The organism is Streptosporangium sp. NPDC048886, from assembly GCF_055586905.1.
In genome coordinates, this window is the sequence record NZ_JBVJHH010000046.1 from 36,061 (window position 1) to 55,207 (window position 19,147).

Genomic DNA, 19,147 nt, shown 5'->3' on the forward strand with positions numbered 1-19,147 from the left:
CGCCCGCGTGCCGCACACGGGAATGCCGTCCGCGGACGTCATAAAATTTATTACCTGTGATCGAAGTCAGCAATATCGGAGAAGCCAGGCGCGCCGGACCTTGAAATCCTACGGGGAACTTACGTTCTCAACTGTGAGGAAGAGGTGAGCAACAATGACTGTCACCGTGGCGGAGGAGTGGAAAAAGAATGTAGCGGCGCATTCGGACGAGCGATTGACCGGCCCCCGGGGCGCGTGGTGGTTCACCGGCAAACGCCCCCTCCCCGGGGAGTGCCCGGGCATGCAGGAGACCGGCCGGATCACTTCGCTGCCGCTGCCGGACCTGTCGGTGTGCGGCCGTGACGCGGTGCTCGACTACTTCGACAACTCTTGGGCGCTTCAGGAGATCCTGTTCGCGGGACTGCAGACGTCAGAGGCCTTCTACCGTCCTCCGGCGCACAACCTGCGGCACCCCATGATCTTCTACTACGGTCACCCGGCCGCGCTGTACATCAACAAGCTGCGGGTCAGCGGCCTCCTGAACGGTCCGGTCAACGCCTACCTCGAGCATGTCCTGGAGACCGGCGTCGACGAGATGTCCTGGGACGACCTGTCCAAGAACGACATGCTCTGGCCCTCTGTCGGTGAGGTCCACAGCTACCGGGCCGAGGTCTACCGGATCGTCCGGGGGATCATCGAGTCGACGCCGTTCGCCCCGGACCTGGGCCGCCCGGTGACGATGGACGACCAGGCGTGGGCGATCTTCCTCACTTTCGAGCACGACCGCATCCACCTGGAGACCAGCTCCATGCTGATCCGGGAGCTGCCCCTCAAACTGGTGCAGCACCCCTCCGCCTGGCCGGCCCCCGCCCCGATGCGGCGCGTCGGCGACGCCGGCGGCCCGACCCCGGAGTCGGTCCCGGACAACCGCACGGTGGCCGTCCCCGGCGGGCGGGTCCGCCTGGGCAAGCCCTGGTCCTTCCCCTCCTTCGGCTGGGACAACGAGTACGGGACGCGGGAGCTGGACGTCGCCGACTTCGAGGCCTCCCGCTACCTGGTCAGCAACGGCGAATACCACCGCTTCGTCGCCGACGGCGGCTACCGCCGGCCGGAGCTGTGGTCGGAGGAGGGCTGGGGCTGGCGCGCCTTCCGCAACGCCAAGTGGCCCCAGTTCTGGGTGCCCGACGGGCCGAGCGGACTGCACCGCTACCGCCTGCGCACGACCTTCGAAGTCGTCGACATGCCCTGGGACTGGCCGGTCTGCGTCAACTACCACGAGGCGAAGGCCTACTGCGCCTGGCGCGCCGAGCGGGACGGCCGCGCCTACCGGCTGCCGACCGAGGCGGAGTTCCGCTGCATGCGCGCGCTGCCGGACGAGCCGGCCGTCGACGACGACCCGGTCATGCGCTTCAGCGGTGCGCACCTGCGCGCGCAGGGCGTCAACCTCAACCTCGCCTGGGGGTCGGAGACCCCCGTCGATCACTCGCCCGCGACCGCGCACGGTGTGCACGACTCCGCCGGAAACCTCTGGACGTGGTGCGAGGACACCTTCAACCCGCTGGACGACTTCGCCGTCCACCCCTACTACGAGGACTTCAGCACCCCCTGCTTCGACGGCCTGCACCAGATGATCCTCGGAGGCTCGTTCGTCAGCACCGGCGACGAGGCGAGCATCTGGGCGCGTTTCCACTTCCGCCCGCACTTCATGCAGCAGTCCGGGATCCGGCTGATCGCCTCCCCGGACCCGGCCACGAGCACCGGGGCCCCCGACACCTACAACACCCAGGAGATGCTCAACCGCTATCTCCTGATGCACTTCGCCAGCGTCCAGGAGACCTTCGGCCGCCCCGACCACCCCCTCGCCGTCGCGCACGCCTATCCGCAGCGTCTGGCGAGAATGCTCACACGCGAGGCCGAGCGGATCGGCGTCAGCCTCCACCGGGTCCTGGACGCCGGATGCGCCGTCGGCGGTGCGAGCTTCACCCTTGCCGAGAGCACCGTCACCAGCGTCGTGGGCGCCGACCTCAGCTCCACCTTCATCGAGACCGCCCGCAAACTGGCACGCGGCGAGGCGGTGCCCTACGAAAGGCTCGACCAGGGCGAGGTCCGCACCCGCCTGCACGCACGCGCGCCGCGGCCGGCCGACGGCGCCGACGTCGACTTCGTCATCGCCGACTGCTGCGCGCTGCCGGAGACGCTGGGCGGCTTCGACGCCGTGCTCCTGTCCAACCTTCTCGACCGCGTCGCCGACCCCCGGGCGTGCCTGCGGCAGTTCACCGACTCCGACCGGGTCCTGCGCTCGGGCGGGCTGCTGCTGGTGGCCAGCCCGTGGTCGTGGCAGCCCGCCTACACCGCGCCGGACAAGTGGCTCGGCGCACGATCCCAGTCGCCGACCAGCGAATACGAGATCAGGCGGATCCTGGGTGAGGCCTTCGACCTCGTCGCGGAGTCCGACGAGCCGGGCATGCTGCGCGACCACCGGCGTCACTACGAATACCTCAGCGCCGACGTCTCGCTGTGGCGCAAGCGCTGACCACCGAGGGGCCCGCCGGATCCCGCCCCTGATCCGGCGGGCCCGCCTCCGCCTCCACGCGGAGCGACAGGAGATCCGCCGTCAGCCGTGACCGCGGATCTCCTGCACCGCCCAGCCGTTGCCGTCCGGGTCGCTGAAATGCACGAAGGCGCCGCCGTCCCTCGGGGACAGCCGCTTGACCTCGGTGACCTCCACACCCCGCTCCAGCAGCTCGGCCCGGGCCGCCTCGATGTCGGAGACGACCAGATGCAGGCCCTGGAGCGAACCCGGCGGCGTGTCCACGATTCCGACGCCGATGGCGATCGAGCAGGCCGATCCGGGCGGGGTCATCTGGACCACACGCAGATCGTCGCTCATCCAGCTGTCGTGGTCGAGGTCGAAGCCGACCTTCTCGGTGTAAAAGCTCTTGGCCAGGTCCACGTCCTTGACGGGAACCGGCACCAGTTCGAGCTTCCATCTCATGGCGCGTCATCCTTCCGTACGGTCGATCTTCCAGGCCACGAGGACCGACGGGCACGGCCGCCAGGACCCACCCCCGCCTGAGTCGTCCGCCGTCCTCCGCGCGGAGGCCGCACAGGGCCCCCGCCCGGCCGCCTCCGGAGGACGGCCCACGCGTCCCTCGAGCTCACGTAGAGCTATCACGAACCTCCTGCCCCCGTCCCCGGGTTCGCGTTCCGGCCACACCCGGGCGCGTCCCGCACCCGCGTAACGCCCGGGCGGCCCGCAACCTCGGAGATGCACGGCCGGCCGGGGCGGTGTGATGCTGCCTGCGTAGACACGTTGACGGTAGGGGCTTGATCTCGACAGCAGCCCGTTGGGACGGACCCTTTCCGTCCCGCCGGATGGTGACCGCAGGCGGTTCTGACGGTTTCGACGTCATCGGCGTGCAGGACGCGGCCGGTCAACGGCGCCGCGCCGCCGCGGTGGGCACGGCCGAGGCGGACGGGCGACCGGTGAGCCCTCGGTGACGACCGGGCCGCCGCCAAGTCGGGTCCGTTGACCCGTCTTTAAGAAAGGTGACCGCAATGAGCAGCCAGGTCGGAGATCGCGTTGTGGTACTTGGCGGGAGCATGGCCGGGATTCTCGCCGCCCGGGTGCTCGCCGAGGCGTACCGGGAAGTTCTGGTGGTCGATCGCGACACGGTGGTCGGGGTACGCGGGCCGCGCCGGGGAGCGCCCCACACCCGCCACGCCCACGGGCTGCACGCCCGCGGTCACCTGATCCTGGAAGCCCTCTTCCCGGGCTTCACCGAGGAGTTGAGCGCGGCCGGCGTGCCCACCGGCGACCTCGGCGAGATGCGATGGTATTTCAACGCCCGGCGGCTGAAGCCCGCGCGGACCGGGCTGGTCTCCGTGACGGCGCCCCGGCCGGTTCTGGAACATCACGTCCGTGCCCGGGTGGCGGCCCTGCCCAACGTAACGTTCATGGAGCAGTGCGACATCGTGGGACTGGTGACCACCGCGGCGCGCGACCGGATCACCGGCGTGCGGGTCCAGCGGCGCTCGGCGGACGCCGTCGAAGAGGTGCTGGAGGCGGATCTGGTGGTCGACGCCACCGGCCGCGGCTCCCGCACGCCCGCCTGGCTGGAGGAGTTCGGCTACCAGCGGCCCACCGAGGACCGGGTGAAGGTCGGCCTGGCCTACACGACCCGGCACTACCGGACGCGCCCGGAGTGGTTCGACGGCGTCCAGTCCATCAACCCGGTGGCCTCCCCCGCCCACCCCCGGGGCGCCTTCTTCGGCCAGGTCGGCCGCGACCTGTGCATCCTGTCGCTCACCGGCCTCCTCGGCGACCACCCTCCGACCGAGCCCGAGGCGTTCCTCCAGTTCGTCCGCTCCCTCCCGGTGCCGGAGGTGTACGAGGCGGTCCGCGACGCCGAGCCGCTCGACGACGCGGTGTCGTTCCGGTTCCCGGCGAGCGTGCGGCGCCGCTACGAGCGGCTGACCCGCTTCCCGGACGGTCTGCTGGTCATGGGGGACGCGGTGTGCAGCTTCAACCCGGTCTACGGCCAGGGGATGAGCGTCGCCGCGCTGGAGACGATGGTGCTCCGCCGGCACCTGCGGCAGGGCACCCCGCCGCAGCCGCTCCGTTTCCTCGGCGACGTCGCCCGCGTCATCGACACCCCGTGGGACATCTCCGCCGGCGGCGACCTCGACTTCCCCGGCGTCGAGGGACCGCGCACGGTGAAGGTCCGGGCGGGCAACGCCTACATGGCGCGGGTGCAGTACGCCGCGACGAAGGACGCCAAGGTCACCGAGGGATTCATGCGCGTGGCCGGTCTCATCGACCCGCCGCAGGCCCTCATGCGCCCGTCGATGCTCCTGCGCGTCCTGCGGCACGCCGTCCTGCGGCCCTCCCCCGGCGAGTCCTGGCTGGCGCGGGAGCGGTCGGCCGAGACGATGACCCAGCCGACCCCGTGACGACCGGACCGGCCGCCTCGGACGGCCCGCGGAAAAGAACGGACGGGTGAAATTCCCGGAGCCCGGACAGGCATAGACACCACATATGAATCAACACAATTCACGTCATTGTGTGATTTCTCTCCGGCGGTTGCGGGCCCGGCCGATTCCGGACCGGCGTTCCAGTGTAATCGCCCCGCACGGCGACAAAGGCAAAAGAGCAATTTAGAAGATGCACTGACCCGGACACAACTGCCACGGTCATGGTGAGGGTCAGCACGCTCATCGCTGGCAGAGCAAGGAACGTGCCTATCGACACCACAGGCGGACGGCATGCATCGGAGGTAGCACGAATTCTGTCGCCCAGGCGGGACCCGCGTTCACACCGCGGATCCGCACGATCTCCGACGACCGGCTCCGCGACTGCCTCGCGCGGGCCGATGTCGTGATCGGGGCTGTACGGAATGCGGCTTCCGATCTCCGCCTGGCCCTTAGGGAGGACGCGGTTTGACGACCGAGATCCCGACGCGGGAGCGATCTGTGCCCCGCCCGAACGGCGATGAGTATCCGAGCGCATCGTCGTCCCCATATCCAGCCGCTCCGGCGACCTGCGGCACCAACGACGAGAGGATGATCAAGACATGACGACAGTCGACGCGCCGCCCAAGGCTGGGCGGCGGGAGTGGATCGGCCTGGTCGTACTGGCCTTGCCCACCATGCTGACGACCGTGGACATCAGCGTGCTGTTCCTCGCGCTGCCCCAGCTGGCCACCGAGCTGGGCGCCACCGGCACCGAGCAGCTGTGGATCACTGACATCTACGCCTTCCTGATCGCCGGATCCCTCATCACCATGGGGACCCTCGGCGACCGGATCGGCCGCCGCAAGGTGCTGCTGAGCGGCGCGGCGGTCTTCATCGTCGCCTCGCTGCTGGCCGCCTACTCCACCTCCCCCGAGATGCTGATCTTCTCGCGCGGGCTCCTCGGCATCGCCGGAGCCACGGTGATGCCCTCGGTCATGGCGCTGATCAGCAACATGTTCAAGGACCCCGCGCAACTGGGCGCCGCCTACGGCATCTGGGGCGGCTCCATCATGATCGGCGTCGTGCTCGGCCCGGTGGTCGGCGGAATCCTGCTCGGCTCCTTCGGCTGGCAGTCGGTCTTCATCATGGGCGTGCCCATCATGGCGCTGCTGCTGCTGCTCGGCCCGTTCTTCCTCCCCGAATTCCGAGCCCCGGAGGCCGGGCGGCTGGACCTGATCAGCGTGGTCCTGTCCTTCGCCTCCATCCTGCCGATCGTCTACGGCCTCAAGGAGGTGGCCAGGAACGGCTGGCAGCCGGCGGCCATCGCGGCCCTCGTGGCCGGTGCGCTGTTCACCCTGATCTTCATCGTGCGCCAGCGCAGGCTGACCAGCCCGCTGCTCGACCTGAGCCTGTTCTCCATCAAGGCGGTCCGCACAGGACTGATCGTCGCCACCGCCATCGGCGTCATCATGGGCGGGGTCGGCCTGACGGCCGTGCTGTACATGCAGATGGTCGAGGGACTGTCACCGCTGCAGGCGGGCGCGTGGATGCTCGCTCCGACGATCCTGATGACCGTGGGCGGCATGGGGATCGCCCCGCAGATCGCCCGCAAGGTCCGTCCCGCCTTCGTCCTGGTGGTCGGCATGGTGATCGCCGCGATCGGCATGCTGGTGCTCACCCAGGTCAGCAGCGTGGGCGGGTTCACGACCCTGATGATCGGCCTCATCATCGCCTACATCGGCGGCAGCCCGGTCGGAGGACTGACCCAGTACATGCTGATGAGCTCCGCCCCGCCGGAGAAGGCGGGATCGGTGTCGTCGGTGTCGTCGACCGGCGGCGAGCTGGGTGTCGCGCTGGGCATCGCCGTCCTGGGCAGTGTCGGCACGATCGTCTTCCGGAACGAGGTGGTCATCCCCGCCGGGGTCTCCGCCGGAGCCGCCCAGACCGCCAAGGAGAGCGTCGCCGGCGCCGTGGCCACTGCCCAGCAGCTGCCCGGCACGGTCGGCGCCGACCTGCTCGAATCCGCTCGTGAGGCCTTCACCAGCGGGCTGCACGCGGTCACCACGGTCACCGGCGTCCTCTACATCGGCCTGGCCATCCTGACGTTCGTCGGGCTGCGGCACCTGCCCCCCATGAGCGGGGCACCGGGTGCGCCGCCGGCGCAGGGCGAGGCGGCACAGACCGAGCCGTCCAAGGACGACACGGTCCAGACCGTCAGCTGACCGGAGAACCCGCCGGCACGGCACCGCGGGCCACATCGGACGAGGTGCCGACAGGCCGGACCGACGACAGGTTCCCGCTCCCGGAAAAAAGGGGGGCGGGAACCTGTCGTCATCGGTCCTGGATGCCGGCGCGGGCAGGTGGCGCCGCCTGGGCCGCCTGCCCGGACCCACCTGTGAGAGGCCGGAATCGGGAGGACCTGATGGACGCCGACCGGACGACCGGGCCAGGACCGCGGGCCGGGCGACGGGAGTGGACCGGGCTGGCCGTACTGGCCCTGCCCACGCTGCTGGTCTCCCTCGACGTGTTCGTGATGCTGCTGGCGCTGCCGCACCTGAGCAGGGACCTGGGAGCCGGCAGCACCCAGCAACTGTGGATCACCGACATCTACGCGTTCATGCTCGCCGGGTTCCTGATCACCATGGGCACTCTCGGCGACCGGATCGGCCGCCGCAGACTGCTGCTGGGCGGCGCGGCCGTGTTCGGCCTCGCCTCGGTGCTGGCCGCCTACTCCACCTCCCCGGAGATGCTGATCGCCGCCCGCGCGCTGCTCGGGGTCGCCGGGGCGACTCTGGCCCCCTCGACCCTGGCACTGATCAGCAACATGTTCCACGACCCCCGGCAGCGGGGCCTGGCCATCGGAGTGTGGCTGACCTGCTTCATGGGCGGCGCCGCCATCGGCCCGATCGTCGGCGGGGCGATGCTGGAGACCTTCTGGTGGGGCGCGGCGTTCCTGATCGGGGTGCCGGCCATGGTGCTGCTGCTGGTGCTCGGGCCGCTGCTGCTGCCCGAATACCGCACCCCGCAGGCCGGCCGGCTGGACCTGGCCAGCGTCGCGCTGTCCCTGGCCGCGACCCTGCCGATCATCTACGGCCTCAAGGAGCTCGCCAGGAACGGCTGGCAGCCGTGGCCCGTCGCCGCGGTCGTGGCCGGCCTCGCCGTCGGCGCGGTCTTCACCCGCCGGCAGCGTGAACTGGCCGATCCGCTGCTGGACCTGCGTCTGTTCGCCAACCGCACCTTCAGCGCCGCACTGGGCACGATGCTGTTCGGCATCATGCTGACCAGTGCGATCATGCTGTTCATCACCCAGCACCTCCAGCTGGTCGAGGGCCTGTCGCCCCTGCAGACGGGACTGTGGATGCTCCCCACCGTCGCCGCGAACACCGCGAGCTTCCTGCTGTCGCCGCTCCTGGCCCGCCGGATCCGCCCCGCCTACCTCATCGGAGCCGGCCTGGCCGTGTCGGTGGCCGGCCTGCTGCTGCTCACCCGGGCCGGCGCGGCCTCCGGACCCGCGGTCCTGGCGGCGGGCTTCGCCCTCAGCAACCTCGGCGCCGGCCCGCTGCTGACCCTGGGCACCAACCTGGTCGTCGGATCCGCCCCGCCCGGCAGAGCCGGATCCGCGGCGGCCATGAACGAGACGAGCGCGGAGTTCGGCTTCGCGCTGGGCATCGCCGTACTGGGCAGCGTCGGCACCGCCGTGTACCGTCACCACATCACCGCCACCATCCCCGCCGGCATACCGGCCCCGGCCGCCCAGGCCGCCCGTGACACGCTCGCCGGCGCCGTGACCGCGGCCCAGCACCTGCCCGGCCGGCTCGAGGCGGCGCTGCTCGCCCCCGCCCGTGAAGCCTTCACCAGCGGGCTGCACGCCGTCGCGGTCCTCAGCGCCGTGCTCCTGGCCGGCGTCGCGATCCTCGCCGTGACCCTGCTCCGGCACGTGCGCCCCAGCACTCACAACCACCCCGACCAACCTGGCGACGCCCCCGAGACGGCAGCCGGTGCCGTCCCACAGGGAGCCGCCCACTGAAACGAGCGTGCCGGCCGACGGCCGGCACGCTGTGTGCGCACGCTGTGGAGGTCCGGCCGGGGCCGGGCGGGGGATCAGGCTGCCGGCCACGTCCAGTGCATGCCGTCAAGAGAGGGGATGAGACCGCCCGGGCGCACCGGGGTCTGCTCGTCGGCGTTCTCACCGATGACGGCCTGCACCTGGATCCGGGCGCCGGCCTTGACGACGGAGCGGGCCAGCGAGGCCTGCAGCAGGTTGCGGTCCTCTCCCTCGACGTGCACCGGACGCTGGACGATCTGCGACAGCTCCTCGAAGGCGGAGGCCCGCTCGGTGAGATAGGAGCCGGCGTCGATCAGCGCCCCCTCGTTCGAGGCGCCGCCGCCGACGAGCTCCACGAAGGACTCCAGCTCGGATGCGGTGTTGTTGGTGACCTTCTTGGCGTTCCAGAAGTAGGAGTCCTCGTGCTGGTGCATGTCGTAGAAGGCGACGAGGAAATCGTGGAAGAGCGCGTACTCCTTGCGGTAGCGGGCCTCGTACTCCTCGAAGGCGGCCTTCTCCTGGGTGTGGTCGCGCAGGGAGGTGTTGATGGAACGGGCGGCCATCATGGCGCTGTAGGTGGCCAGGTGCACCCCGGAGGAGAAGACCGGGTCGATGAAGCAGGCCGCGTCACCGGTCAGGACCATGCCGGGCCGCCAGAACGCCTCCTTGCTGTAGGAGTAGTCCTTGCGGATGCGGATCTCGCCGTAGGGCCCGTCCGTGACGCGGTGGGCGTCGGCCAGATATTCGGCGATCAGCGGGCATTCGTCGATCAGGTTGCTCAGTGCCTTCTCCCGGTCGCCCTGGACCCGTTCGAGCTCGGCCTGGCGCACGACCGCGCCGACGCTGGTGAGCTCGTCGGTGAGCGGGATGTACCAGAACCACCCGGAGTCGAAGGCCGCCGCCAGGATGTTGCCCTGGTTGGGGGCGGGCAGTCGCTTGCCGCCGGTGTAGTAGCCGAACAGCGCGATGTTGCGGAAGAACTCCGAGTAGAGCCGTTTGCCGCCGACCCTGTGATGGATGCGGCTCTTGTGCCCGGAGGCGTCGACGAGGTAGCGGCTGCGGGCGATGTGCCGCACGCCGTCGGCGTCGGTGAAGTGCACACCGCACACCCGTCCGCCGTCCTCGACGACGTCGGTGACCGATGTCCGCTCGCGCACCTCGACGCCCTTGCGGCGGGCGTTGTCGAGGAGGATCTGGTCGAACTTCATCCGTTCGACCTGGTAGGCGGTTGAGGCCTCGGTGGTGAACTTGGAGGAGATGGAGAAGGAGAAGGTCCATGGCTCGGGGTTGCTGCCCCACCGGAAGGTGCCGCCGCGTTTGGGCATGAATCCGGCTTCCCGCAGCTCCTCCGACACCCCGAGGAGCTGGCAGATTCCGTGCACGGTCGAGGGGAGCAACGACTCCCCGATCTGGTAGCGGGGGAACTGTTCTTTCTCCAGGAGCAGGACGTTGTGTCCCTGCATCGCCACGAGCGCCGCGGTCGTCGAGCCCGCGGGGCCGCCGCCGACCACGATGACATCGTATTCAAGGGCGTTCTCAGCACTCACGTTCACGTTCTCCTTCACAAGGCACGCCGCCCGGCCCGAGCGGACGTGTGGTGATTCCCCGTCAGCCTCCTCGCCGCCGGCGGCACCGGGCCGGCCCCGGGGGACCGCCGGATGATCCGGCGGTCCCCCGGGGCGCCGGCCCGGCCCGTGGGCCGGGCGCCGATGGGACATGGAAGTTCAGGACCGACCGCGCCTGGGGTCAGCGCAGCTCGACGCCACAGTCCACGACGGCCTGGAGCACCTCACCGCGCGCCAGGGCCGCGGCCACCGTCTCGATGTCGTCGGCCATGTAACGGTCCTGGTCCAGCGTCGGCACCAGCGAGCGCACCTTGTCGTAGACCGCCTTGGCGGCCGGGCTCAGCCCCTCGTAGCGCCCGGAGACGTCCACCGCCTGGGCCGCGGCGAGGAACTCCACCGCGAGGATCTTCTCGTTGTTCTGCAGGACCCTGCGCGCGTTACGCGCCGAGATCAGGCCCATGCTGACGATGTCCTGGTTGTCGCCGTTGGAGGGCACGCTCTGCGTGCTGGCCGGGCCGATGGTCCGGTTCTCCGCTATCAGCGCCGTCGCGGGGTACTGCGCACCGGCGAATCCGCTGTTGAGACCGGGGTCGCCCATGACGAGGAACTCCGGAAGGCCGTAGCTGAGATGCCGGTTCAGCAGCCGGTTGGTCCGCCGCTCGGACAGGACGCCGAGCTGGGTGAGCGCGATCGTCACGAAGTCCATCGCGAACGCGATCGGCTGACCGTGGAAGTTGGCGCCGTGGAAGATCTCCTGCCCCTCGAAGAACAGCGGGTTGTCGTTGGAGGAGTTGAGTTCGATCTCCAGCTTCGTCACCGCGTGGTAGAGGGTGTCGCGGACGGCCCCGAGAACCTGCGGGATGGCCCGCAGCGAGTAGGCCTTCTGCAGGTAGTGCGGCGTCCGCTGCACGGCCTGGCCGTCCTGCCTGCTCTCCTGGACCTGCTGGCGCAGGTCGGCGTGCTCCACGGTCAGCTCGCTGCCCCGCATCAGCTCGCGCATGTTGGCGGCGCTGTCGATCTGGCCGGCGTGCGGGCGGGCGATGTCGTGCCCCTCGGGACGGAAGGGACTGGTCGAGCCCTGCAGCGTCTCGATCACCAGCGCCGCGACGATCTCGGCCTGCCGCACCTGGGTCAGGGCCCGGCCGACGACGAGGGAGCCCAGCCCGGTCATCGCGGACGTGCCGTTGATCAGCGCGAGCCCCTCCTTGAAACGCAGCTCCAGCGGCTCGATGCCGAACTCGCTGAGAACCTCGGCGGTCTTGACCCGCTTGCCGTCGCGCAGGACGTAGCCCTCACCGATCACCGTGCTCGCGATGTGCGCCAGCGGTGCCAGGTCGCCGCTGGCGCCGAGCGAGCCGATCTCCGGGATCGCCGGGATGATCCCCAGGTTGAGGTAGAGCGCCAGGCGCTCCAGCACCTGCGGCCGCACGGCGGAGTACCCCTTGGCCAGGGCGTTCAGCCGGGTGGCGAGGATCGCTCTGGCCTCGTCCTCGGCGAACAGCGGGCCCACGCCGGCGCTGTGGCTGCGGACGAGATTGGTCTGCAGCTCCACCTCCTTGGCGGTGCCCACCAGCATGTAGATCATCTCGCCGAAGCCGGTGGTGACTCCGTAGATGGGGATGTCCTCGCGGGCGATGTCCTCGAAGACCTGCCGGCTCCTGGCGGCCGCGGCCAGGGCGCCCGGCGTGAGCTTGCAGGGCGCCCGGTCCTCGGCGATCCGCCGGACACCGGCGATATTCAGGCTCTCGCCGTCGATGTCAACCGACACGTCGACCTGGACCGCCTCGGTCTTGACCACTTCGGTCTCGACTAGAGTCAATTCCCTCACTCCTTCATGGCCTTGCTAACGGCTGTCGTCAAAGGCTTGCGTTTGGCACAGGGTCGGACGTCGTCGTCGGACTGCTCCTCACTGCCGACTCGACCAGGGCGGAGAGACCGGCCAGCGAGGGGTTGGCGAAGCATTCCCGCAGTGACAGCTGGACCCCGAACCGCTCATGGATCAGCGTGATCAGCAGGGGTATCAGCAGGGAATGCCCGCCCACCGCGAAGAGGGTGTCCTCGGTGCTGAGCTGGTCGGTGCCCAGCAGCTCCGACCAGATCTCCGCCATGCGCCTCTCCGCCCAGGTGCGCGGCATCGGGGCGTCCTTGGCCGGGAGCGGGCCCGGGTCGGGGAGCCGGCGTCGATCGACCTTGCCGGCGAGGTTGCGCGGGAGCCGATCGTTCATGATCATGAACGACGCGGGTAGCGTCAGCTTGCCGAACCGCCGGCGCAGGTGAGCGCGCCACACCTCCGGGGAGCCCGCGGCGTCCCCGGACGGCGTGCGCTGCGGCACGACATAGACCATCAGGCGGGTGACCAGCCCCTCCTTGTTGGTGAGGGCGGCCACCGCACACTCGGTGACCGAGTCGTGAGCGGCCAGCGCCGCTTCGACGTCGGTGAGCTCCACCCGGTTGCCGAGGAGCTTGACCTGGAAATCCTTGCGCCCGCGGAACTCCAGCAGGCCGTCCCAGCGCCTGCGCCCGAGATCCCCGGTCCGGTAACAGCCGCCGGGTCCGGCATCGGGAGCCTCCAGGCCGCGCACCGGCAGGAAGGCCGGGCCGACGCCGGCCCCGGCGCCGATGTAGCCCGGCGTGACGTACGGGGTGAGGATGACGATCTCCCCGGTGACCCCCGCCGGACAGGGCCGGTCCAGCTCGTCCAGCACCAGGACCTGCCGGCCGGGAATGGAGCGGCCGATCGGCACCGTCCCGTGCACGGGACCGCTGATCTCGTGCCAGGTCGCCGCGATCGTCTCGGTGGGGCCGTAGGCGTTGATCAGCCGGGTGAAGGGCAGGGCCGCGCGCAGCCCGTTCGCCAACTCCTCCGGCAGCGCCTCCCCCATCAGCAGGAGATGGTCGAGCGCGGCGAGCCGCCCGGCCGAGTCCTCGCCGGTGACCAGCGCGAGGATCTCCTTGGCGAAGCTGGGGACCGTCTCGATGAGTGTGATCTGCTCATCGGCGAGCCAGTCGACCAGTTTCTCGGGGTTCATCCTGATCCGCTCGGGGACCGGACAGAGCGTCCCTCCCGAGACGAGGGTCGCGAAGACCTCGCACAGCGCCGGGTCGTGCTCCGGAGCCACCCACTGTGCGACCCGGGAACCGGGACCGATGCCGAACTCCGCGGCCAGCCAGGTGACGAACTGGGCGAAGGCGCCGTGCGTCTGCGAGATCCCCTTCGGCCTGCCGGTCGACCCCGAGGTGTAGGCGACGTACGCCCATTCGCCCAGCCCGCTCCCCGGCGGGATCGGCGGGATCGGCGGGGCCTCGGAGCGGTCCGGGACCGAGAGGTCCAGGATGCGGCCGCCGAGCTCGTCCCGGTACCAGGTGCTCAGCTCGTCGCCTGCCGTCTCCTCGTCGAGCACGAGGCAGGTGGGCCGCAGGTCCTGCAGCACCGCCTTGCCCCGTTCCCCGGCGTCGGCCCTGCCGAACCAGACCAGGTGCGCACCGGCGCCGAGCACCCCGAGCAGGGCGGCGATCTGGCGGGCTCCCCGCGGTAGCCGCACCGCGACGGCCTCGCCCTCGACGGCGCCGAGCGCCCGCAGGGAAGCGGTGATCGACGCCGCCTGCCCGACCAGGTCACGATAGGTGACGGTGGTGCCCTGCCAGGCGATCGCGACCGCCTCCGGATGCCGCTCGGCGTGCCTGCGCACCAGCTCGTGCACCGGCCACTCGGCGGGGGCGGCGCCGGTGATGCGGTCGGCCTCGCCCACGGCCGCCCGGATGCGCTCCTCATCCTCCAGGGGCAGCGCCCCCACCGGCAGGTCCGGCGCCGCCAGCGCCGCGGCCAGCAGCGTGTGGAGCTGATCGAGGATGGCGCGGGCGGATGAGCGCTCGAACAGGCTGCCGCGGTACTCCAGGGACCCGGTGACCGAGGAGTGCGTGCTGTCCACGGTGAGCGTGAGGTCGGCTCTGGCCCCGCGGCCGTCGACCGGCCGGCGCCGCACCTGGGCGCCGGCCAGCCGGAGCTCGGACTCGGGCGCCTGCGGGGACACGAACATGGCGTCGCAGAGCGGGATCCGGCGGGGGTCCCGGTCGACCTTCAGCGCCCGGACCAGGCGGGCGAAGGGCAGCTGCCGGTGGGCGGAGGCGCCCTCCGCCAGTTGCGCCACCCTGGCGACCAGCTCGCGGAAGGTGGGAGCCTGCGAGATGTCGGCGCAGAGCACCAGGAGGTTGTGGAAGGGGCCGATGAGCGCCTCGGCTCCGGAGTCCGGCCGCACCGTCGCCGGCACACCCACGGCGATGCGGTCCTCGCCGCTGTAGCGGTGCAGCAGGCACTGGAATCCCGCGAGCAGGACGACCCATGGGCTCGTCCCCGCCGCCCGGGCCAGTCCGGCCAGCGAACGGCCGAAGTCCTCGCCCCAGTCGAACGACACGACACCACCGTGGAAGGACGGCTCCGCGGGGCGGGCCCGGTCCGTCGGCAGGTCCAGCGAGGGCGGCGGCGGCGTCAGCGTCGCGATCCACCACTCCAGCAGTTCCGGCGCGCTCTCCTGCGCGCGCTGCTCGCGCGCGTAGTCGGCGTACTGCGAGGCGAGGGCGGGCAGCGCGGCCGGCCGGCCGGCATCCTCCGCCGCGTAGCCCGCGGAGAGATCCTCCACCAGGATGGACACCGACCGGTCATCGGCGACGGCCTGATGCAGCGCGAGCAGCAGAACGTGCTCGGTGACGCTCAGCCGCACGACGGCCGACCGGACCGGCGCTCCCACGGCGAGGTCGAACGGCGTGTCGGCCCAGTCCGCGCAGAACCGGCCGAGCTGCGCCTCCCGGTCCTGTGGGGGCATCCCGCTGAGATCCACGAACGACATCGGGTTGTCGCCTTCGTCGGCGATCCGCTGCACCAGCCGCCCGTCGATCTCGACCAGGGTGGTCCGCAGGGCCTCATGCCGCTGGAGCACCGCCCGCCAGGCCGCGCGCAACGCGCCGATCCGGAGGCCGCCCGTTATCTGATATGCCCGGTTTATATGATGGGCCGTGGAATCTGGAATAAGCTGGCTCAGGAACCATAAACCGTCTTGGGCATCGGACGCCACCGCGTGCTTGGCACCGACCTCACGTGCACAAAATACGTCAGTCGCGACCATATGATTCACCACCTCTGCATTCTCATGCCAAGACGCGTTCGGGAGCTTCTCAAGAATTGCGATAACCGAGCGACGTTTGCACCTGTTCAGCACCGCGGATCACTGGCGCGGCAGCGTGTTCTCGGCGGGCCGCAGGGGGCGGGCCCGATCTGCCGTCGGCCGGCGCGGTGGACGTCTGCCGCAGCTCCGATAGTGGCAGCTCCGGCCATCGGGGCCTTCTCCGAAGTTGCCGCGTTCACGGTCATGTGCAGCGAAAAAAGCAATCGTAAAGATGCGGCCGCCCGCTCATCCGCGAACGATGGTCGGAGAGTCGTTGGCGTGCCGTGTGCGAGCTTCCGCGGCAATTAACGGCGCCTGATCCGGCGCTGCGGCGGATGAGAGCCCCGTACCCACGAATGGACCGCGTAAGGAGCATATCCGATGACGGTTAACCACCTGAATGACCTGAGCCTTCCGGCGGTTGAGAAGCGGGTCGAAGACATCTGGCGATACGTGCTCCGTATGCCGGAGGAGCAGAAGAACGCCACGTTCTTCGAGTTGCAGGGCCACTCGGTGTCCGCGATCCGCATCGCGTCCCGCATCGAGGACGAGCTCGGCATCAGCATCGACGTGAGCGCCCTGTTCGAAGACCCCAGCATGAAGGACTTCGTCCGCACCGTCGTGGCGCAGGCCGAGAGCGCCGGGATCGGCGGCTGACAGGGCCCGGCCCGTACGGCCGGGCGGTCCCCTGCCGGCGAGAACGCGGGCGCTCCTCCGCCGGGCGCCCGCTCCGTCGTGCCCGGCGCCGACGGGCGGCACCGCCGTCTCCACCCCCACTCCTCGTCGGCGGCCAGGAACCGGACCGCGAGGGACCGTCGCCTCGCAGCCGCCTGACGGTCCGCCCGGCCGCGGTGACGCACCACGCCCGAGCGCTTCAACTACATTCAGGGACGGGACCGTCATGGCCGACCTCCGCACGCCGCGACGGCCCGCTATCGCGAGGGGGCACCATGCGCTGGAACGTCATGTCTGAGCGCACCCTGTATCACGACAAATGGGTGCATCTCCGCTCCGCCGACGTGGAACTGCCCGACGGACGGCACCTCGACCACCGGCTGATCCAGAGCTCCAACGGCGCCTACGCGGCCGTGGTCGTCCGGGAGCGGGTGCTGCTGCTGTGGCGCCACCGGTTCATCACCGACGCCTGGGGCTGGGAGCTCCCCAGCGGTGCGATCAACCCGGGAGAGGGGCCGGCCGCGGCGGCGGCGCGGGAGGTGGAGGAGGAGACGGGCTGGCGCCCGGAGGGACCGCTGCGCCGCCTCATCCACACCCAGCCGATACCCGGGCTGCTCACCGCGCGCCACTACGTCTTCCGCGCCGACGCCGCCACCTACATCGGCCCGCCGGCAGACGGATTCGAGTCCGAGCGGATCGCCTGGGTGCCGCTGGGCAAAGTGCGCCGCCTCATCGACAGCGGCGAAATCCTCGAAGGGACGACGTTGACGGCCCTTCTCTGCCTGCTCCTGCGGTCCGCTTGACGCCTGCTCCCGGCGATCTGTGACGTTGCCCGGCGGGCGCGCACCGGCTGCCCGGCCCGCCCGGCGGACCCTGAAGTCGCCGCACACGTACCGGGGCACCCCGTGTCCCCGCGGCCCCGGCCCGCCGTACGGCGGTGGCCCGGGGCCATGGGGACACGGGGCCCGGACGCTACCCGCGGGGGCTGTTCTGGTAGGCGGCCAGGCTCCACTGCCCGTCCTGCCTGACGACGATCCAGGTGGCCCGGATGGCGCGCTCGTCGGAGACCTCGGTCTCACCGGGGGCCAGCACACCGCCAACGGTGATCACGATCCCGACGTCGCCACTGAGGAACCTGACATCGATCGGCTGCCCGGTCACCTGGGTGCCCTTGAACGGCCCCTCGAACGCGGCGGCCATGAACGACTGGATCTCCTCCCGGCCCTTGCGGTACAGGCCGGGCAGGATCATGGTCCCGTCCTCGGTGAAGACCTCGGCGAAGGCCTGGGCGTCGTGCTTGGCCCAGGCCGCGACGATGCGCCCGGGGACGGCCGCCACAGCGGCCTGGTCGTCGGCGGAGGGACCTGCGATGGTCGATGCGGGGCTGGTCGTGGTCATGTCCGTCTCTTTCTCCGTGGACGTCGGTGAGGGGAGGGGCCGGCCGTCAGAGGTAGAAGGTGTTCGGCTCCTGGCCGCACAGGATCCGCCCGTACAGCTCGGCGTTGGTGTTCGGGTGCATCAGGGCGTGCAGGTTCACGGCCTGGACGTCACGCGAGATCCGCTGGATCGGCTGGTCGCTGTAGATGGACGAACCACCGCTGGCCGTGCTGAAGATGTCCACGGCCTCTTTGGCCAGCTTGCACACCATGCCCATGTCGGCGCGCGCCCTGGCCCGCTCCTGCAGCGACCACTGCGCGCCTTCGACGCCCTTGCCGTCCACCAGCGTGGCCAGGCGGTGGGCGTGGAACTCGGCCTGGTCGACCTTCATCGTGGCCTCGGCGACCTGCAGGTGGGTCAGCGGCGCCTCGGCCTGGGCCGTGTAGCCGGTGTAGGTGATCTTCCGGTCGGGGAGCCGCTCGAAGAACGCCTCGCCGGCGGCCTTGGCCAGCCCGACCACGGTCCCAACCGAGGAGGCGGAGGCGACCGGGAGCAACGGCGTCCGGTAGATCGGGACGTCGGCGTTCAGCTGCGAGGCGTACTGTCCCTGCAGCACCGCCGGCAGCGGCAGGATGCGCTCGGAGGGGACGAACACGTCGGCCGCGATCGTGCTGACGCTGCCGGTGCCCTTCAGACCGGAGGTGTGCCAGTCGTCCACGATCTGCAGATCCGACAGCGGCACCAGCCCCAGGACGGGGTACGGCTCGCTCTCGGCGCCCACCACGACCGCCACGATCACCTGCCACTGGGCGTGCAGGGCACCGCTGACGAAGGCCCACTTGCCGTTGACCACGAAACCGCCGTCGACCGGAGCCGCCATCGCGCTCGGGCTCAGCGTCCCGCAGATCCGCACGTCCGGGGTCGAGAACACCTCGTCCTGGACCTGGTCGGGGAACGTGCACGCCATCCACGTCGGGATCCAGTACACCGACGCCACCCACGATGTGGACCCGTCGGCCCTGCCGAGCTCGGTGGCCACGTCGACCAAGGTGCGCGTGTCCGACTCGTAACCGCCGTAGCGGGCCGGCACCCGCAGCTTGAAGATGCCCGCGTCGGCCAGCGCCTCGATCGACTCTCCGTGGATGCGCCGGTTCTCCTCCGACCACGCCGCGTTCTTCCGAAGAATCGGCGCCAATTCGGACGCGCGCCGTACCAGCTGCTCCCGCGTCGGAACCTCGGTGGTCAACACCATTTCCTCCCAAAGAATTCAGACGGGAAAACGCGGCCGCCCGGCGCGCCCCGCTCACAATGCCGTGAAATCATGGAGCGGTGAGCGTTCATCTGCTCCGTCATCCGCCGATGGTCATCACCCCGACGGTCGCACCGGAGGCGGG

Annotated in this window: 12 protein-coding genes; 6 read left to right on the plus strand and 6 right to left on the minus strand. The window is 70.4% G+C overall.

Annotation, left to right across the window (positions count from 1 at the left end; translation table 11 throughout):
• Nucleotides 1-154: 154 nt before the first annotated feature.
• Nucleotides 155-2,512 (plus strand): 5-histidylcysteine sulfoxide synthase, encoded by a 2,358-nt coding sequence (gene ovoA, locus ACZ6R6_RS40060; RefSeq protein WP_470102156.1) that lies wholly within the window; start codon nucleotides 155-157, stop codon nucleotides 2,510-2,512.
• Between the two features lie 81 nt (nucleotides 2,513-2,593).
• Here ovoA and ACZ6R6_RS40065 read toward each other — a convergent pair whose 3' ends face one another.
• On the minus strand, nucleotides 2,594-2,974 hold the full coding sequence (locus ACZ6R6_RS40065) for a VOC family protein (RefSeq protein WP_470102157.1): 381 nt from the start codon (nucleotides 2,972-2,974) through the stop codon (nucleotides 2,594-2,596).
• A 563-nt stretch (nucleotides 2,975-3,537) separates the two neighbouring features.
• On the opposite strand from ACZ6R6_RS40065, the gene ACZ6R6_RS40070 reads away from it, so the two are divergent.
• The 3 genes from ACZ6R6_RS40070 (at nucleotide 3,538) to ACZ6R6_RS40080 (ending at nucleotide 8,959) form a co-directional block, all read left to right on the plus strand.
• Nucleotides 3,538-4,932, plus strand: coding sequence for an FAD-dependent oxidoreductase (locus ACZ6R6_RS40070; protein WP_470102158.1), 1,395 nt, complete (start codon nucleotides 3,538-3,540; stop codon nucleotides 4,930-4,932).
• Nucleotides 4,933-5,552: 620 nt separating this feature from the next.
• On the plus strand, nucleotides 5,553-7,154 hold the full coding sequence (locus ACZ6R6_RS40075) for an MFS transporter (RefSeq protein WP_470102159.1): 1,602 nt from the start codon (nucleotides 5,553-5,555) through the stop codon (nucleotides 7,152-7,154).
• Nucleotides 7,155-7,354: 200 nt separating this feature from the next.
• Entirely contained in the window at nucleotides 7,355-8,959 is a 1,605-nt protein-coding gene (locus tag ACZ6R6_RS40080; protein WP_470102160.1) for an MFS transporter, read from the plus strand.
• 74 nt (nucleotides 8,960-9,033) lie between these two features.
• Here the strand turns inward: ACZ6R6_RS40080 and ACZ6R6_RS40085 are convergent, their stop codons facing one another.
• From ACZ6R6_RS40085 to ACZ6R6_RS40095, 3 genes are all read right to left on the minus strand, one after another.
• Complete coding sequence (locus tag ACZ6R6_RS40085; protein ID WP_470102161.1) at nucleotides 9,034-10,524, minus strand: tryptophan 7-halogenase; 1,491 nt, start codon at nucleotides 10,522-10,524, stop codon at nucleotides 9,034-9,036.
• A gap of 199 nt (nucleotides 10,525-10,723) precedes the next feature.
• Nucleotides 10,724-12,361, minus strand: coding sequence for a tyrosine 2,3-aminomutase (gene cmdF, locus ACZ6R6_RS40090; protein ID WP_470102162.1), 1,638 nt, complete (start codon nucleotides 12,359-12,361; stop codon nucleotides 10,724-10,726).
• A gap of 37 nt (nucleotides 12,362-12,398) precedes the next feature.
• Nucleotides 12,399-15,662, minus strand: coding sequence for a non-ribosomal peptide synthetase (locus ACZ6R6_RS40095; RefSeq protein WP_470102163.1), 3,264 nt, complete (start codon nucleotides 15,660-15,662; stop codon nucleotides 12,399-12,401).
• Nucleotides 15,663-16,082: 420 nt separating this feature from the next.
• On the opposite strand from ACZ6R6_RS40095, the gene ACZ6R6_RS40100 reads away from it, so the two are divergent.
• Entirely contained in the window at nucleotides 16,083-16,358 is a 276-nt protein-coding gene (locus tag ACZ6R6_RS40100) for a phosphopantetheine-binding protein (protein ID WP_306876138.1), read from the plus strand.
• A 308-nt stretch (nucleotides 16,359-16,666) separates the two neighbouring features.
• Nucleotides 16,667-17,179, plus strand: coding sequence for an NUDIX domain-containing protein (locus ACZ6R6_RS40105; RefSeq protein ID WP_470102164.1), 513 nt, complete (start codon nucleotides 16,667-16,669; stop codon nucleotides 17,177-17,179).
• A gap of 169 nt (nucleotides 17,180-17,348) precedes the next feature.
• Here the strand turns inward: ACZ6R6_RS40105 and ACZ6R6_RS40110 are convergent, their stop codons facing one another.
• Complete coding sequence (locus ACZ6R6_RS40110; RefSeq protein ID WP_470102165.1) at nucleotides 17,349-17,774, minus strand: SgcJ/EcaC family oxidoreductase; 426 nt, start codon at nucleotides 17,772-17,774, stop codon at nucleotides 17,349-17,351.
• Between the two features lie 46 nt (nucleotides 17,775-17,820).
• Nucleotides 17,821-19,005: an acyl-CoA dehydrogenase family protein gene (locus ACZ6R6_RS40115; protein WP_470102166.1), complete on the minus strand. Its 1,185-nt coding sequence runs from the start codon at nucleotides 19,003-19,005 to the stop codon at nucleotides 17,821-17,823.
• Nucleotides 19,006-19,147 lie beyond the last annotated feature (142 nt).

What these genes read in the sequence shown, in the direction of transcription:
- ACZ6R6_RS40110 (WP_470102165.1), bottom strand. Translation starts at nt 17,774, where the DNA reads ATGACCACGACCAGCCCCGCATCGACCATCGCAGGTCCCTCCGCCGAC.
- ACZ6R6_RS40070 (WP_470102158.1), top strand. Translation starts at nt 3,538, where the DNA reads ATGAGCAGCCAGGTCGGAGATCGCGTTGTGGTACTTGGCGGGAGCATG.
- ovoA (WP_470102156.1), top strand. Translation starts at nt 155, where the DNA reads ATGACTGTCACCGTGGCGGAGGAGTGGAAAAAGAATGTAGCGGCGCAT.
- ACZ6R6_RS40105 (WP_470102164.1), top strand. Translation starts at nt 16,667, where the DNA reads ATGTCTGAGCGCACCCTGTATCACGACAAATGGGTGCATCTCCGCTCC.
- ACZ6R6_RS40080 (WP_470102160.1), top strand. Translation starts at nt 7,355, where the DNA reads ATGGACGCCGACCGGACGACCGGGCCAGGACCGCGGGCCGGGCGACGG.
- ACZ6R6_RS40100 (WP_306876138.1), top strand. Translation starts at nt 16,083, where the DNA reads ATGACGGTTAACCACCTGAATGACCTGAGCCTTCCGGCGGTTGAGAAG.
- ACZ6R6_RS40115 (WP_470102166.1), bottom strand. Translation starts at nt 19,005, where the DNA reads ATGGTGTTGACCACCGAGGTTCCGACGCGGGAGCAGCTGGTACGGCGC.
- ACZ6R6_RS40075 (WP_470102159.1), top strand. Translation starts at nt 5,553, where the DNA reads ATGACGACAGTCGACGCGCCGCCCAAGGCTGGGCGGCGGGAGTGGATC.
- ACZ6R6_RS40065 (WP_470102157.1), bottom strand. Translation starts at nt 2,974, where the DNA reads ATGAGATGGAAGCTCGAACTGGTGCCGGTTCCCGTCAAGGACGTGGAC.
- ACZ6R6_RS40095 (WP_470102163.1), bottom strand. Translation starts at nt 15,662, where the DNA reads ATGGTCGCGACTGACGTATTTTGTGCACGTGAGGTCGGTGCCAAGCAC.